13 protein-coding genes are annotated in these 15,831 nt (G+C 40.9%); 4 read left to right on the top strand and 9 right to left on the bottom strand.

Annotated elements, in window-relative coordinates:
• Positions 1–2: 2 nt before the first annotated feature.
• Entirely contained in the window at positions 3–1,103 is a 1,101-nt protein-coding gene (mqnC, locus tag CH362_RS17095) for a cyclic dehypoxanthinyl futalosine synthase (protein WP_100711534.1), read from the bottom strand.
• A 267-nt stretch (positions 1,104–1,370) separates the two neighbouring features.
• Here mqnC and CH362_RS17090 point away from each other — a divergent pair, with 267 nt between their 5' ends.
• The gene (locus tag CH362_RS17090; RefSeq protein ID WP_100711533.1) at positions 1,371–3,452 is read left to right on the top strand and encodes a (Fe-S)-binding protein; all 2,082 of its coding nucleotides are present in this window, start codon (positions 1,371–1,373) and stop codon (positions 3,450–3,452) included.
• 244 nt (positions 3,453–3,696) lie between these two features.
• Here CH362_RS17090 and CH362_RS17085 read toward each other — a convergent pair whose 3' ends face one another.
• The gene (locus CH362_RS17085; RefSeq protein ID WP_100711532.1) at positions 3,697–4,302 is read right to left on the bottom strand and encodes a CsgG/HfaB family protein; all 606 of its coding nucleotides are present in this window, start codon (positions 4,300–4,302) and stop codon (positions 3,697–3,699) included.
• Between the two features lie 212 nt (positions 4,303–4,514).
• Positions 4,515–6,140 (bottom strand): peptide chain release factor 3, encoded by a 1,626-nt coding sequence (locus CH362_RS17080; protein WP_100711531.1) that lies wholly within the window; start codon positions 6,138–6,140, stop codon positions 4,515–4,517.
• Positions 6,141–6,434: 294 nt separating this feature from the next.
• Between CH362_RS17080 and CH362_RS17075 the strand changes: the two genes are divergently transcribed.
• Both CH362_RS17075 and CH362_RS17070 read left to right on the top strand, forming a co-directional pair.
• Entirely contained in the window at positions 6,435–7,367 is a 933-nt protein-coding gene (locus CH362_RS17075) for an ornithine carbamoyltransferase (protein ID WP_100711530.1), read from the top strand.
• A gap of 102 nt (positions 7,368–7,469) precedes the next feature.
• Entirely contained in the window at positions 7,470–8,459 is a 990-nt protein-coding gene (locus tag CH362_RS17070; RefSeq protein WP_100711529.1) for an HpcH/HpaI aldolase/citrate lyase family protein, read from the top strand.
• 84 nt (positions 8,460–8,543) lie between these two features.
• Here CH362_RS17070 and CH362_RS17065 read toward each other — a convergent pair whose 3' ends face one another.
• Both CH362_RS17065 and CH362_RS17060 read right to left on the bottom strand, forming a co-directional pair.
• A complete protein-coding gene (locus tag CH362_RS17065; protein ID WP_100711528.1) occupies positions 8,544–8,987 on the bottom strand; it encodes an LIC11177 family protein in 444 nt (147 codons plus the stop codon).
• Between the two features lie 136 nt (positions 8,988–9,123).
• Positions 9,124–10,149, bottom strand: a complete 1,026-nt coding sequence (locus CH362_RS17060) for a rhomboid family intramembrane serine protease (protein WP_100711527.1) — start codon at positions 10,147–10,149, stop codon at positions 9,124–9,126.
• A 162-nt stretch (positions 10,150–10,311) separates the two neighbouring features.
• On the opposite strand from CH362_RS17060, the gene mtnA reads away from it, so the two are divergent.
• Positions 10,312–11,391, top strand: coding sequence for an S-methyl-5-thioribose-1-phosphate isomerase (gene mtnA / locus CH362_RS17055; protein ID WP_100711526.1), 1,080 nt, complete (start codon positions 10,312–10,314; stop codon positions 11,389–11,391).
• Here the strand turns inward: mtnA and CH362_RS17050 are convergent, their stop codons facing one another.
• The 4 genes from CH362_RS17050 to CH362_RS17035 form a co-directional block, all read right to left on the bottom strand.
• Positions 11,392–12,882, bottom strand: coding sequence for a DUF342 domain-containing protein (locus CH362_RS17050; protein ID WP_100711525.1), 1,491 nt, complete (start codon positions 12,880–12,882; stop codon positions 11,392–11,394).
• Positions 12,883–13,135: 253 nt separating this feature from the next.
• Positions 13,136–14,161: an alpha/beta hydrolase family protein gene (locus CH362_RS17045; RefSeq protein ID WP_100711524.1), complete on the bottom strand. Its 1,026-nt coding sequence runs from the start codon at positions 14,159–14,161 to the stop codon at positions 13,136–13,138.
• 20 nt (positions 14,162–14,181) lie between these two features.
• Positions 14,182–14,694 carry a chemotaxis protein CheX gene (locus CH362_RS17040; protein WP_008591954.1) on the bottom strand — a complete coding sequence of 171 codons (513 nt, stop codon included), beginning with the start codon at positions 14,692–14,694 and terminating at the stop codon, positions 14,182–14,184.
• Positions 14,685–15,785: a hypothetical protein gene (locus CH362_RS17035; protein ID WP_100711523.1), complete on the bottom strand. Its 1,101-nt coding sequence runs from the start codon at positions 15,783–15,785 to the stop codon at positions 14,685–14,687. Before CH362_RS17035 ends, CH362_RS17040 begins: the two co-directional genes overlap by 10 nt.
• Positions 15,786–15,831: the final 46 nt, after the last annotated feature.

Below are 15,831 nucleotides of genomic sequence, written 5' to 3'. Positions count from 1 at the left end.
GATCAGACTGTAGAAAGTTCTCTTCCCTCATATCTTTCGTAATTATAAAGAAGGTCTCTCCTTTTAGGTATGAATCCACCTTCTTTCAAGAATTTAACAGCTTCTTTTTCTGTTTTAAGACCGAAGGAACGTAATACATTTTCCTCAATCACCACGGAGGAAATATCATCAGCACCACTTGTAAGTGCCAACTGCCCTACACCTTTCCCAAGAACCATTACAGAAGTTTCAATATGTTTAATATTATCTAAGAAGATCCTACAGATTCCAAGGACTTTCAGATACTCTTGCGTGGAAACTGCCCTTACTTTAAATCTTTTGGTTTGAGGTTGGAATGTCCAAGGAATAAAAGAAAGAAATCCTCCAGTCCTATCCTGAAGATTGCGAACCACAGTTAGATGTTCTATAACTTCTTCTTTGGTTTCTTCTGAACCAAAAACAATATTTGCACTTCCGAGTAGTCCTGCTTCATGACAGGTTTCCATTGCACGAACCCATTCTTCAGTAGTTGCTTTTTTAGGAGAGATGATGTTTCTCATTCTATCCGTTAAAATTTCAGCGCCTGCACCAGGAACAGAATCCAAACCGACCGATTTCAAGATTTGCAAAACTTCGAATAAAGATTTGCCGGTGATTTTTTCTAAATTGATAATTTCTACAGGAGAGAATGCACGTATATGCATGTCAGGATATTTGGATTTTACGGTAGAGATCACATCCAAATAATAATCGAAAGGTAGATCGGGATAAACTCCACCTTGTAAGAACATTTGGTCCGCTCCTTCCGAAACGGCATAATCCATTTTTTCTAATATTTCTTCTTTAGAAAGTACGTAACCTTTTCCATTTCCGATCTCGTCCATGAAGGAACAAAAATTACATTCAACATTACAATAGTTAGTGTAGTTCACTACTCTGAACATTGTGTAACTCGCACTAGTGTGAGGGAGAACTCTTTCTCTCAAGGTTCTCGCAGTTGCCATAATTTTAAGATGGTCTCCAGATTCGTATAACTCCAACGCCTCCCCAGGAGAAATTCGTTCTCCATCTAGGGCTTTTTCTAATATAGAATCTGTAGAATGATTTGGGAATATTCGGCTCATCTGGATGGAAAGTTTTGTTCCTTTAACTTCTTCAAAGTTTTCTATTTCTTCAAAAATGCACGTCCTTTTTAAATCACATTCTCATTTATTGCGATTGAGTCGCAGTTAAATATGTACACGATTTAAAGCAAGAAGGGACCGGATCTTTTCTAAATATGTAGGAATTCCCACAAAGAGACTAAGTATCTTTTTTCCTGGACAGGGCGCCTCCTAATCAGTAGCCTGCTATGAAAGACCATCCAAATACAAAGGGTAACCTGAAAAACTATGGCTATTTCTCAAATCGCCTTCCACGTGATCTTCACGGCTCTATTTATAGTAGCAAATGTTGTATTCGTTCGTGCCGTTCTCTACAGATTAAATCTTGTATTTAATGCTAGAAAGGCAAACGGAACCGAAAACTTCCTGGAACATAAAAACTGGGGATTCCGGATCAAAAGTTTCGTATTAAACGTAATCTTACAAAAAAAGAACTTTAAAGAACCATTACGCGGTATCATGCACGCGTTCGTATTTTACGGATTCGTCACATACTTACTACATACTACCAGTCAGTTCATCTCCGGTGTATTTGGATATGCGTTGGATGATCCTTACAAATTTACCTTAGTTGGAAGTTTATTCGGAGAAACTGCGAACCATTATTACGAAGCTGCTCTTCAAGTAGTTTCCATTTTAGTACTCGTGGGCCTCGGCTTCTTTGCTTGGAGACGTTGGATCCAAAAAGCAAAAGGATTAGATGTTCATTCTCCTGCTTCTGCAATCGTAATCGGAATGATCTCCATACTCATGATCTCTACCCTATTGGGAGAAGGTGCAAGAGCAGTTGGAGCAGAATACGCTAACCCATTCCATGATGCGGCTCCAATCGCTGCCGGTATCGGAGCTATTTGGGAAGCAATCGGTGTAGAATATTCTTCCGCTGATTTAGTTTTCCAAATCATGTGGTGGACCCATATTCTTTCAGTGTTCGCGTTCATGTTGTATGTTCCAACATCCAAACACGCACACTTGATCTTCGCGCCATTTAACTATTTCTTACAATCAGATACTCCTAAAGGTGCTCTTTCTAAATTGAATTTGGAAGATGAGACTGCTGTTTGGGGTGTTACAAGAACTGAGGACTTCCCTTGGCCGAACCTTTTAGACGGACTTTCTTGTATTGAATGTGGTCGTTGCCAAGTGCAATGTCCTGCAAACCGTACTGGTAAAGTTCTGAATCCTAAAGCGATCATCGTGGAATTAAAACACGCGCTTATGGATAAAATGCCAGAAGTTGTAAAGATCAGAGAAACGAATCCAGAAGGAGCTGCTGACGCAGTTGCTGCATTAGATACTTCTGTGATCGGAAAATACGAAGGGCTTTCTGAAGAAGCACTTTGGGGATGTACTACTTGTTATGCTTGTGTAGAAGCTTGTCCTGTTGGAAACAACCAAGTGAACGCTATCATGGAAATGAGAAGACACTTAGTACTTGTTGATTCTAACTTCCCTGCTGAATTACAAGGTGCATTCGTAAACATGGAAAACAACTCCAACCCTTGGGGAGTTGCTGCACACTCCAGAGCAGATTGGGCAGAAGGTCTTGGCGTTAAAACCATGGCAGAAGATTCCAATGTAGATGTTCTATACTGGGTAGGTTGTGCTGGAGCTTTTGATGATCGCAACAAAAGGATCGCTCAATCTTTCGTTAAGATCATGCAAAAAGCAGATGTTAAGTTCGGTATCTTAGGAACTGAAGAAGGATGTTCCGGAGATTCCGCACGTAGAGGTGGTAACGAATATCTCTACCAAACATTAGCACAATCTAATGTGGACACAATGAACGGATACAATGTGAAAAAAGTTGTAACCGCTTGTCCTCACTGCTATAACACAATCAAAAATGAATATCCTCAGTTCGGCGGAAACTTCGAAGTGATCCACCACTCTGAGTTCATCAACGAACTTTCCAAAGAAGGAAAGATTGATGTAGGTGTTGCAGAAGATGCGAATGCTGGAAAGTATACCTACCACGACTCCTGCTATATCGGAAGATATAACGACAACTACGAGAATCCAAGAGACCTGGTTAAAAAGGTTTCCGGCGGAAAACTCGCAGAAGCTTCTGACCACCACTCCAAAGGACTTTGCTGCGGTGCAGGTGGAGCTCAGATGTGGATGGAAGAGCACGGCGAAAGGGTCAACGTTAAGAGATCCAATCAGCTTCTGGATACTGGAGCTACTACGATCGCAACCGCTTGTCCTTTCTGTATCACTATGATCACAGACGGGGTAAAACAAGAAGGAAAGATCGAAGAAGTAAAAGTAAAGGATATCGCGGAATTAGTCGCGGAAAACTTGAAATAAGAAGAAGTTTGATCTTCGCTTAAATAAAAGCCTCGGCGGTAACGTCGGGGCTTTTTTATTTTAGAACAAGCGGCTTGCTCGCAAAGGCAAAAAAATAGCGGAATGTTTCCATCCCGCCCTGAATCATCTGGTGCAAATACATTATATACGACGGTGGGAACTTACGCCACGCTACAGGAAATTATTTATTTTCTTTAGAAATAAATTTCTGGGCATAAAACTAGACTGAAAGGATTAGAAATCCCTACTTATTGCCTGTATTTTCCTGTAATTTTTTCACAAACTTCTCATATAGTTTATTCTCAGTATCTAACAATGTTTGCTGTCCATTGATATAGGGAGCATGACCCTTCAAAGTGGATTCCCAAAGGATTTCTCCAGTTTCGATATCCACCCCTTTTAGGATAATTTCAGCCACGAAATGTTTGCGAAGCCTGCGCCTGGCAACGTTATAATTTGTGATCTTACCGAAGACTGCAGAGTTTGCATTCACCATTTTACCTAGATTCAAACCTTCTGATTCAGTTATACCTGTCTTACTCAAGGTAATTTCGTTTATCAATTTATCCAGTTTGCCTCTTTCTAAAACGGTGAATCCAGCTTGGAATAAAGCCTTCTCCGCCTTCTCTCTATTTCTCGCAGAAACGATCTTTTGAGAATTCTCTTGAGAATCGGTTAATTCCAGACCTTCTGCAAACTCAAAAGGAAAGACTATATATTTGGAAGTTTTGAATTTAGAAGGGTTTTTGCCCAAGCTCAGTTGAGCATCATAAGAAGGAAGACTTCTACAATTACCATAGAAGGAAATAAATATCGCAGATAAGAAAATTAAAATCGGAAATCGTCGCATAGAGGCCGCCTAAAAGTTTATTTTTAGACAAGAGATATATGTAGGAGCTCCTACAAAATTATGAAAATAAACCGACTTGCGGAAAACTTAGATCTGTGATAAGCGAATTGCGGGCTCCCACGGGCCACTCCCCCCTCCCAAAGTCAGGGTGGGGGCGAGCTTTGCCAATCCCCTCCGCAAATGGGAATCTGCATTCCGAGATTCCTGAGTTCTTAGTATTCCTGATTCAGTTCAGAAACATCTTGTGTAGGATAATCCAATAATCGGATCTCAGGATTTTTCTTTTGGAAATAACCCTTCTCCCATTCCGAATCGAATAGTAGAGCAGCCCTGCCCAAACTATCAGTCACAAGATTTGAACCTTGAGGAACCTTAGGAATATCTTCTTCAAGTAACCAGCAAGAAACTTGGTAAGGAAGAATATTAATATTCGTAGGGGCAGAATACTCATCTTGGAGTCTTCTTCTAAATACCTCAAACTGCAACTGACCCATCGCACCTATCACAGGCAATCCACCACCCACAGTTTGAGAAGTGAATAAGTGAAGAATACCTTCTTCTGCGAGCTGTTCTATTCCCTTTCTGAAACTTTTAAGGGCGCCTGTTTCTACACAGGAAAGAGTAGCAAAAATTTCAGGAGCAAATACGGGAAGAGGTTTTAGATCAGGGACTTTGCCAGTCGCCAATATATCTCCAATAGAATAAGTACCCGGGTTCACAAGACCTATAATATCTCCAGGATATGCCTCATCCACAGTGTTTCTGTCTTGGCCAAAGAATGCAAAAGAAGAAGAAAGTTTTACAGCTTTTCCTAATCTTCCGTGATTCACGTTAAGTCCTCTTTCGAATTTACCTGAACATACTCTTAAGAAAGCAATCCTATCTCTGTGAGCCTTGTTCATATTGGCTTGCACCTTGAACACAAATCCGCTAAAAGGGGTGGTAATTGGATCTAAACGATCTCCATTCTTCAATGGAAAATATAAAGGAGGAGGAGCAATTTGTAAAAAATGATCCAAGAATAATTGGATCCCGAAATTATTCACAGCAGATCCAAAAAATACAGGCGTGATCTTAGAATCTATAAATTCATCTAAAGAGAATGGAGCGATCCCTTCTTCTACGAGTTCTACTTCTTCCCTAAATTGTTTTAAGACCCAGTCTTCAAACATAGAGTCCAGATTTGTATCTTCTATCCCTGAACTTTGGAATGCAGACTTTTGAGAACCGCCAGGAGTTTTATCATACGTGTAGATCTTTTTATCCACACGATTATAAACTCCGCTGAAATCTACTCCTGTTCCGATAGGCCATACCATTGGAATTGCAGTGATGCCTAAAACTTTTTCGATCTCATCCAAGAGCTCGAACATTTTTTTAGTCGGGCGGTCCATCTTGTTTACGAATGTAACGATCGGGATCCCGCGGTCCCTACATACTTTAAATAATTTGATTGTTTGAGGCTCTACTCCCCTTCCTGCGTCTAACACCATCACTGCGGTGTCTGCTGCGATCAATGTGCGGTAAGTATCTTCGGAGAAGTCTTCGTGACCTGGAGTATCTAATAAATTTAATACATGATTTTTATATTCGAATTGAAGAGCTGCGGAAGTGATTGAGATCCCTTTTTCTTTTTCCATCTCCATCCAGTCAGAAGTAGCAGCCTTACGGTTTTTACGTGCCTTTACTGCACCAGCAAGTTGGATAGCGCCTCCGTATAATAGAAGCTTTTCGGTAAGAGTGGTCTTACCCGCATCCGGATGGGCTATGATTGCGAAGGTTCTCCTACGTTTGGTTTCCTCTTCTACTATATTCTGGCCAAAAGCGCTTTCCGACACGTTTCCCCTCTCTATTAGGAAACGTTTTTGGAACGATGGCCCTTGTCAGCATGAAAACAGAGCTTAATTCTTCACGGATTCGTATTCCTTCGGTAAAACCAGCGTAACTAAAAGGTCTTATTCTTCCGGCCTAATCCATTTCTTATAAAGAAACTGGATCACGCTTTTTTCCCCGGAAAACACTTAGGGAGGGAGATTCATATCCCTCCCCCTTTTCCTTCCCTACCTATCAGAGTTTTGAGATTGTCGAATCTACCTGCGCTGATTTTCTAGACTGTAATAGTTTACCGGTCTATGGAAGCACCTAAAATCAAACATCTTATCTCTTGGCAAGATTGGTCGGACGCAGAAGTCCTGGACCTTCTACAATTTGCTGTCCATGTGAAAAATCATAGGGCCAATTATCTGGGACATATGACCGGTAGAACTCTTGCAATGCTCTTCCAAAAGACTAGCACTCGTACCAGAGTTTCTTTCGAAGTAGCAATGACTGAAATGGGAGGACATGCAATCTATTTGGATTGGATGACTTCTAACTTTCTTCTTTCTGACATTGACCTCGAAGCAGAATATCTTTCCAGAAACGTTTCTGTTATCATGGCTCGGATGAGAAAACATGAGGAACTTTTACAGCTCAAGTCGGGTTCTCAGGTCCCAGTCATCAATGGATGTTGTAATAAATTCCATCCTTGCCAGTCTCTTGCGGATATTCTCACCATCGTGATGGACAATCCTAAACCTCTTAAAGAGTTAAAGCTCACCTATATCGGTGTGCATAATAACGTAGTAAATTCTCTCATCGGGATCACTTCCGCTTTAGGAATGGAACTTACTCTTCTCACCCCGATTGCAGAGACAGAAAACATAGATCAGGACACTGTGGAAAGGGCGAAGAAGAAGGGCACAATCCAATGGGAGACTGACCTGATCCGTTCCGTAAAGAATGCGGACTATATTTATACTGATACCTGGGTAGACATGGAATTCTTCAATGATCCAGCTTTCGCGGACAAGAAGAAGGAACGTATGAACCTAATGATGCCTTTCCAGATCAATGATTCATTATTGAAAGAGACCAAGGCAAAGGTTATGCACGATATGCCTATCCACTCTGGATACGAAATTACTAGAGAAGTGGTCAGAAGTCCTAGATCCATTATCTTCCAACAGGCGGAGAACCGTCTGGATGCACAGAAAGCGGTCATTCTACAACTCTTAGAAGCCTAAGCAATCGCTCCAAAAATCCGTTGCCTGGAAGGCCTTTCCTGAAAACCCTGTTCTAAGACAGCCGAGCTAGGCTAAAATCGCAAAAACTTAAAAGGTACTTGTATGTCCAAATTACCACATCCTAAGGATGCATTATTCGAAGGAGAAAAACCTTTCCCTATCATCCCGGCCTGCGAACATTTTGCCGGATCCGAAAAACTGATCACTAAAGCTCTAGAGTTACAAAACAAACTCGGCGGTCTTTTCGACATCACCATGGACTGCGAAGATGGTGCTCAAACCGGAAAAGAAAAAGAACACGCGGAAATGATCGTCCGTATCCAAAACTCCGAACTCAATAAACATAACATGAGCGGTGTAAGGATCCACGATTATACCAACGCTTTCTGGAAACAAGACGTAGACATTATCGTTCCAGGTGCAGGAAACAAGATCGCATACATCACTATTCCTAAACCTACAAAAGCTTCCCAAGTGGAAGAAATGATTACTTATATCCAAGGTGCTGCTAAAAAAGCAGGAATCACTAGAGAGATCCCAATCCACGTTTTGATCGAAACTCACGGAGCACTTGCTGACGTTGACAAGATCGCTGCTCTTCCTTGGATGCAAGTAGTTGATTTCGGTCTAATGGACTTCATCTCAGGACACCACGGAGCAATCCCTGCTTCTTGTATGAAAAGCCCAGGACAATTCGATCACGAATTATTAAGAAGAGCAAAAGCTTCTTGTGTGGCTGCAGCACTCGCTCACGGAGTAATCCCAGCTCATAACGTTACTCTTGACCTTAAAAACCAATACCAAACTTATAAAGATGCAAAAAGAGCTCACGATGAGTTCGGATTCCTTCGTATGTGGTCCATCTATCCAACTCAGATCCAAGCAATCTTAGATGCGATGGCTCCAGACTATAGCGAAGTTCAAACTTCTGCAGCGATCCTTGTAAAAGCTCAGGATGCAGAATGGGGACCAATCCAACACGACGGAGATCTTCACGACAGAGCAACTTACCGTTACTTCTGGGAAGTTCTTCAAAAAGCAAAACTTACTGGTATTGCAATTCCAGAAGAAGCTTCGAAAAGATTCTTCTAATCTTTTAACTGGATCTCAAAACGAAAAAGCCGCAGAATTCTGCGGCTTTTTTATTTATTCAGAAGTGGTTAGAAGGATTAAATCTTACTTATTGAATTTCTCATTAAGTTTGCCGATTAATTCAGACAAACTTCTTTCTAGATATTCCCAACCCTTTTTGTTCATTGGTTCTAAAGGCATTTTTTTCTGTAATTGTTTGAAACGATCAAAGGACTCTCTTGCGAATTCCAAAAATCTTCTGGGAGTAATACCCAATCTGTCGAATTGGCTTTCGTTACGATTGAATAGGTCCGCAACCTTGTCCCCGTATTCTCCTTCCAGAAAATAATATCTAAGATCAGAGAGGGATTCGTCTATGGCCTTAAAAATTTTAGAGCCTGGCCCATCTTCCCTTCTGGGATCAACTTCAGATCCGACTTTGTCAGACCCTACTATCCTGGCTGCTTTTGCTTTTTCGTTAAGGGCGATTTTTTGTAATTTCTCCCTCATAAGAACGTCGGGGAGAATTGTTTTCTTTTTATCCGCCAATTTTACTGAGGTCCTCAAAGCCGATTGTCCGAATTTTCGGACGGAAACTATTCTATGGACGTATTCAATTTATGTCCAGAAATTTCCGCCTATACTTATTATAACAAGATAGACGAAAAAGTTCTCAAAAATTCTTTCAAAGTTCAGGGAGATCTTTCTTTAATTTTCTTAATTCGCAATTCTGAAGCCATTCACAACGAAGACAAAACATATCCTCAGGATTGTAGTCTGAGGGAGGACATAGATTCGTATTCTCCGCTTGTATAGGAGAGAGAATATTTTCCTTTTCCCTTGCGTCCGAAATTCCATATAATTGGCTTAAGAGTTCCCTATTTTTCCGGACCTGTGTCTCAAACGGGTCTTCCAAATTTTTAGGACGAACGATTACCCTTTCCTGATTCTCCTTAGGCTTCTCCCATCTTCTTACAAAGATTGGAGTTCTGGTTTTTCCTCCGAATTTTTGCAGACCTAATAAACTAAACAGACCAAATACTGCTCCACCCAAATGTCCAGAGTTACTCATCATTCCAAAAAAACTTTGGGACATGACTCCGCTGGAATGGAATTGAAGAAGGTAGTAAGCATCTACAGAAAACCCAAAACCGATCAACACCCACGGAGCAAATTTTGCTCTCACAGGAGGAAACACAAATCTTGCTTCAGGGAACATTAGACTGAATGCAGCAAGAACTCCGAAAACCCCGCCGCTTGCGCCAACTGTGGCGGAATGATAACTATCCCAGATAGAATTTTCAGGAACTAACCCAGTCTTCCAACCTATATAAGAAAAAGACAAAACGAAAAGTCCGCCGCCTAGTTGGGAAAGAAGATACACACTTAGAAATTTCCAACCGCCAATATATCTACAGAGCCAAAAACCAACTGTGAATAGTCCGAACATATTCATCCCGATATGGATGAGAGAAGAAAAAAAATCACCACCGACTACGTGCAGGAATCCATATGTGAACACCTGCCAATACATTTTCTTTTCGATAACGAAGCTTGGGTTTAATCCGAAAAAGTAGGTAATAATTCCTCGCCCACCTTCCATCATGAGAAGTGCCCAGACGAAAATATTAAAGAATAAGACCAGATTCAGTGGATGAATTAGCGAGAATCCGAAAAGCTTCGGACCTGAGGTCGGATTTCTCTTTGCCATTATGTAAGGATTAAAGGTACTGGTATCCTAGTCAAGTAGGCAAAGCCGGGGCGGGATCTGCCCCGGTTCGTCCTCATCCGCCGGGGAGTCGGTGGATGATTTCAATCACAGTTTAATCATCGAAAAAATGAAAGGCCTGCTTTAGCCTCGGAGAGTAAAAAAATGAAAAAAGAGAACTTAAGGCCGATTTTTTGGGAAAAAGAAGGACTCAAACTTTTAGACCAAAGACAGATCCCTGGCAAAAAAGAATGGTTCACTGCTAAAAACTCCGAGGACGCAATTTTCGCCATCAAAGAGATGGTTGTCAGGGGAGCTCCTGCAATCGCCATTACCGGGTTATTCGGTGCAGTTTTAGAATTAAAAAAGTTTTCTCAAAAACCGGATTACCAAGAATTCCAAACCTTACTTTCTAAAATCCTGGGTTCCCGTCCTACTGCGGTAAATCTTCGTAGAGCATTCGAAGAACTTTCTTCACTTTTTCCGGAAGAAGAATATGATAAGGTTTCGTTGTCGGAACTCCAACAGAAATCGGAAGAATTTGCAATCCATGTTTTCGAAGAAGATATCAGAAACAATTTAGCATTAGCGAAGAATGGTGTGGGACTTTTTCCTTCTTCTCCTTCTAAACTAAAAATTATCACTCATTGTAATACAGGCGCACTCGCAACCGCAGGACATGGAACTGCATTAGGAGTGATCCGTTCTCTAAAAGAAGCAGGACATGATCTTACTGTATATGCAGACGAGACCCGTCCGTATTTACAAGGGGCAAGACTCACCGCCTGGGAACTAATGGAAGAAGGGATCGAAAACTATCTGATCACAGACAGTATGGCCGGCTGGCTCATGTCCTCTCAAAAAATAGACGCAGTCATTGTGGGCGTAGATAGAGTTGCCGCTAACGGTGATTCTGCGAATAAGATTGGAACTTATCCTTTGGCAGTTTTAGCAAAACACCATGGGATCCCATTCTACATTGCAGCCACAGAAAAAAGTTTTGATTTTAAGATCACAGACGGTTCCCAAATTCCAATCGAAATGAGAACACAAGATGAGGTGACTCGTTTAAACTTCTTAAAAAATGAAAAGGGAGAAGCAATTCTTGCAGAAGGTGTAATTGCTCCAGTCGGAGTAAAAGCACTCAATCCTTCTTTTGATGTGACTCCTGCAAGTCTTATCAAAGCATTTATCACGGAGAAAGGAATTGTTCCTCCGGATAAGATCAAAGAGTTTTTTGGCTGATTATTTTTGAGGTTTGATAGCAACCATGGCAGCTTTGTCTTGCCCTGGTTGGAAACGCATCATAAATGCAGACTGGAATTTTTCAACCTTCTCCACTTGCCTTCTATATTTGATGATACTTCCCTTATAAGAACCTTTACGAACTACAAGCTGAACTTCCCCTGGATTAAACCTGGAAGATTTTAATACTTCCAGTTTTTGTTTCACAAGTTCTATAAACTTGTTCTGCTTATTATATTCCTCAAAAACAATACGATAACCTTCTTTTTTATCCTCAGGGATCTGGCCTCTGGACCTTTGGACCATCTGTTTGATCTGTTGGACCTTAGGAAGGATTTTTTCTATTTCCTTCTCCGCAACTTGAAGACGTTTAGTGAGATCTTGGAAACTTTTTTCATTCCTAAAATGAAATCCTAACTCCACAGTTACATCCAACTCCGCTTGAGAACCTAAAGTTGCACAGGTCAAACCCATATAAGTTGAAACGGTAGAAGATACTAAGTTTCCGCTGGATCCATTCAGGATCACATTTCCTAAAGAATGGATCTTAGAGTTTAGGATAAAACCTTCGACAATAACATCTCCTTCTACTTCTATCTCTGCGTTTTCAATAAACTTAGCGTAAAGATGACCGCCGATCTTGATTACATTTTTTCCATCACCTTTAATACCGCCACTCACCTCTAGGTCACGAGCGATTACTAAATCGGAAGTCTCCACATTTCCTTTTACCATCAAGTTCCCTTGGGTCTTGATAGAAGTAGCAGCTTCGACATCTCCTTTTACGAGAACGTTTCCGTCGTAATTGATATTTCCAGTTCCGAGTCCAACATTAGAATCGATCTGCAATTCTTGGGAAACAGTGATAGAAGATTCAGTAGAGAAAATAGCGCCGTTGCAGGTAGCAAAATATTCTACTAAAGGTTTGTTTTCTTGGACAAGACCCTTCTCTTGAACATTCTTACCAATTGTAAGTTTAGGTCTTCTGATGGGAGGAGGAGCAATCGGTTTTCCGAAAACATCCATTCCTGGTTTGCCGGGAATCCCTTCGAATAGGGTCGCAAGCTTCTCGCCTGCTTTTACATATATATATCTTTCAATATTTCTATAATCTGCGTGGCCATCCTCACCTATCTTGACCCTTTTTGCTTGGGGATGATAGAATTTTACCCAACCATCCTCACCTCTAACAGGAGGAAAACCTTGGGCAACCACGAAAGAAATAGGGGAAAAATCCATCCTACCTGTGGATGCTTGTAGTTGTTTTAATGCGCCATAGATATTGTCCCCGATAATACGGTCTTGGGAAATATCCTTATTATGAAGATATTCTATAACAATGCTAGTGGAAAGAGCCCTGCCCTTGATCATGCCGGGACGAATCGTTAGATCGGCGCCCAGATTATCCGAACTAATCTTAAGAGAGAATACACTCTCCCAACTTGTCTCTTGATCTGACACACCCGAAGTTTGCTCTGTACTCACAACCATACTACCTAGCTAACAATTCAATAAGAAGTTTCCTCCGCCTTTTTTTATCACGGAAGAAATCCCTTTTCGAAACCTTCTAAAGGATCCGAAAAAGATCGTATTTGAACCTGCGAGGTTATTCCTTTTCGCGTTTTTAACGACAGACCACTATAACCTTTTGCTCCGAATATACAAGAGTCCGGAGTCCAAAAAAAGACACAAGGGGCCTACCTCTAAGGACGGAATATTTTCAGAAAATATAACGTAAAGAATATTAGAGACCAGAATTTTTTAGAAAAAATCCCCATAGTCCAGCAAGCTTCGGGATCTCACCTAGTTGCGTGTAAAAAGGAAGATGGTCCCCATGAGTGATCAATTTGGACCTTAAGATCACCTTCCATTCTCCCTTACCATTCCCCAAAGAATCGAATAATTGCTCTGATTCGTCAGGAGAGATCACTGGATCGTCTGATCCATGCAATAAGGCGATAGGTGCCTTCCAATCAGAGAGGAAGTTTTTAGGAGAATTCCGCAAAATGAAGTTATGCGGCAGTACAGATAGAATAGGCTCCACCAAACTCATTCTAAATACTGGATCCGATTGGACTGAGTATACGAAATCCCTTTCTTTCTCGTTTAGTTTTTTCAGAAGTTTAGAAGACTTCTCCGCTTCTCCCGTTCTTTTTAATCCATTATCCAAGGCGGCTTCAAAATAGAACTCTTCTAATTTGGAAAGTTTGGGCCTAAGCTTAGAAATATAATTATAAAGTAAAACATGAACCGCATAAGGATCCACTTCGTAATTGGATAGAATGAAAGGAAGAGTATCTGCGAAGTCAGAATATGTCCCAACAAGTAGAGCAGATTTTAGATTTTTCTGTTCTTCCTTTCCAGACAATGCCACCATTCCCATCCCAGCGGAGAAGCTTGCGGATAAGAATGAGATCGCCTGACCTTCTCTTTTTACAATCTCCTGGAATAAGGACCTGATGTTTGGAACGGTATCATCCGAGATCTCGAGCCCCTTAACTTCTGTAAGTTCAGGAAGATATACAGTGGCTCCGGTATTCTTTAGATGTTTCGCAAGTGTTAGAATTCGCGGATCATCAATCCCACGATTGCTCATTCCATGTTGTAGATAGATCACTGGAGAATGTTTTGGACCTGGAAATATTTTGGTCCTGAAGGAAGACTTCTTAGAAACTTTTAAATTTTCCTCCCTGATTTCAGAATCGGGAGAATCTATCATGTCTGCGTATTTGAGTAAGAATGGGAGTCCCTGGAAAGAGTATCGAATCATGTCCGGAGCCTTTTTATATATTAATATTTTTGCATCAGAAGAATGAGATAGATCCTGCCCAGATATTCTTTGGCATCCTCATCTTTCAAAAAATAGATCAGAATGTACTGTCTTAAATTTTCTAGATCGATAGGTACCAGTTTATTATTCAGATTTTCAGGAGGAAGAATATCTATCTGGAATCTTCCCAATTTCATTTCGGAGATAAGTTCAGCACAGATCTGGTTTGCAAATTCCAGCATAATAGAAGCTGCATGGCTTCGGATTGTTGGATCTATATGAAAGGATCTAGCGATCTTTGGTAAAAGTTTAAGTTTAGTATAACCGTCCATTGCAAGAAAAAGCCTTCCCTTCGCTTCTCCTTGGAACTCCACTGCTGTACAATTTTCGTAACATAGACCTTCATTTTTAGAAGGACCGAATGCTTCACGCACAGCATGGACTCCCAGGTTTTTTTCCAAAAACTCAGGGAAAATCTGGGAAATTGTAAGTATGAATTTTTCATCCAATAAAGGATCTATGTTCAAAGACATACTAATCGGTTCGGTCCCTCTTCTTTAGAAGAATGTAATGCTTTTTTCGCTCTTGGTTCCCATTCAGAATCTTCTTTTCTGACCCGAACAGATGCACCAATATTCAATCTGGTCTTATCTGGACCTAAAAATTCCATAAGCCCAGAAAGTGAATTTTGGAATTTCATCCAATCTTCTGCATTAAAGAAAGTTGCTAATCGGTTTTTTCGGATACGATAGATAGTAGAACTTTCCCCAAATCTAGATTTCCACCAATTACCTAAACTTCTGAAATCAGAAACTAAATCACCGTCTGACTCGAATTCCATAAAGACCAAAATTTTGGTATCAGCTCCCTCGTATTTCTCCCTTTCTAGATGTTGGGAAAATACTGGGTAGGAATTCCAGCCTGTCTCTCCGTCCTGGGATTCTCCGGCAAGAACCAATCCTTCTACAAGTTTATCTAATCTAAAAGAAATTTCATCAAGGGAAAATTCAGTAGTCGCAGAAGAAGTTTGTCTGACTTCTCCTAAGGAAAAGGAATCCCATTCCAATTTCCAAATGATTGCTCCCTCTTTTGGTTCTCGTGCCCTCTTTCTTTCGGATGGAAATACTGAAATACTTCCAGTCTTACTTGCTACAGTTTGTAGATCTCCCTTAGAATCATGGAGTAAAACTTCCCAATATTCTTCTCCAGCTCGGACAGAATCTAAGAATGATTTCACTGCTTCGTAAGTTTTCCCTCGGACAGGAAAATAGAAGGACTGGAATGGAATGCTCGCCTTGGGAATATCTTCTTTGTAGATGTATGAGAACTGTTCTTCTAAGATGGTAGGAACACCTTCTTCTAAAAGACTCTTTTCAGAAGCTTCTTCCTTTCGGACCTCAGAAACGTCTTCTTTTGAAACTGCTTGGAAGAATGGAACCTCGGACGCATGATCCTTATCCTCTTTTCTATCCATTGTAGTATGAACTACGTAACCGAAAAGGGAAAGAAGGCAGAATGAGATCCCACCCAAGGCCAAAACTTCCCCGTCTATCCAGGTGGAAAGAGAAGTGGAAGCGATTGGAAAAACTTCTGAAATGGGAAAAAATTCGGGGAAAAATTGCATTTTGTAAACTTCAGTTCCGTTACTATATGTAACGGGTTTTCCCCGG

Source organism: Leptospira saintgironsiae, from assembly GCF_002811765.1.
Lineage (GTDB): Bacteria > Spirochaetota > Leptospiria > Leptospirales > Leptospiraceae > Leptospira_B > Leptospira_B saintgironsiae.
This window is presented reverse-complemented; position numbering and strand designations above follow the sequence as displayed.

What these genes read in the sequence shown, in the direction of transcription:
- mqnC (WP_100711534.1), bottom strand. Translation starts at nt 1,103, where the DNA reads ATGAGCCGAATATTCCCAAATCATTCTACAGATTCTATATTAGAAAAA.
- CH362_RS17090 (WP_100711533.1), top strand. Translation starts at nt 1,371, where the DNA reads ATGGCTATTTCTCAAATCGCCTTCCACGTGATCTTCACGGCTCTATTT.
- CH362_RS17085 (WP_100711532.1), bottom strand. Translation starts at nt 4,302, where the DNA reads ATGCGACGATTTCCGATTTTAATTTTCTTATCTGCGATATTTATTTCC.
- CH362_RS17075 (WP_100711530.1), top strand. Translation starts at nt 6,435, where the DNA reads ATGGAAGCACCTAAAATCAAACATCTTATCTCTTGGCAAGATTGGTCG.
- CH362_RS17070 (WP_100711529.1), top strand. Translation starts at nt 7,470, where the DNA reads ATGTCCAAATTACCACATCCTAAGGATGCATTATTCGAAGGAGAAAAA.
- CH362_RS17060 (WP_100711527.1), bottom strand. Translation starts at nt 10,149, where the DNA reads ATGGCAAAGAGAAATCCGACCTCAGGTCCGAAGCTTTTCGGATTCTCG.
- mtnA (WP_100711526.1), top strand. Translation starts at nt 10,312, where the DNA reads ATGAAAAAAGAGAACTTAAGGCCGATTTTTTGGGAAAAAGAAGGACTC.
- CH362_RS17050 (WP_100711525.1), bottom strand. Translation starts at nt 12,882, where the DNA reads ATGGTTGTGAGTACAGAGCAAACTTCGGGTGTGTCAGATCAAGAGACA.
- CH362_RS17045 (WP_100711524.1), bottom strand. Translation starts at nt 14,161, where the DNA reads ATGATTCGATACTCTTTCCAGGGACTCCCATTCTTACTCAAATACGCA.
- CH362_RS17040 (WP_008591954.1), bottom strand. Translation starts at nt 14,694, where the DNA reads ATGTCTTTGAACATAGATCCTTTATTGGATGAAAAATTCATACTTACA.
- CH362_RS17035 (WP_100711523.1), bottom strand. Translation starts at nt 15,785, where the DNA reads ATGCAATTTTTCCCCGAATTTTTTCCCATTTCAGAAGTTTTTCCAATC.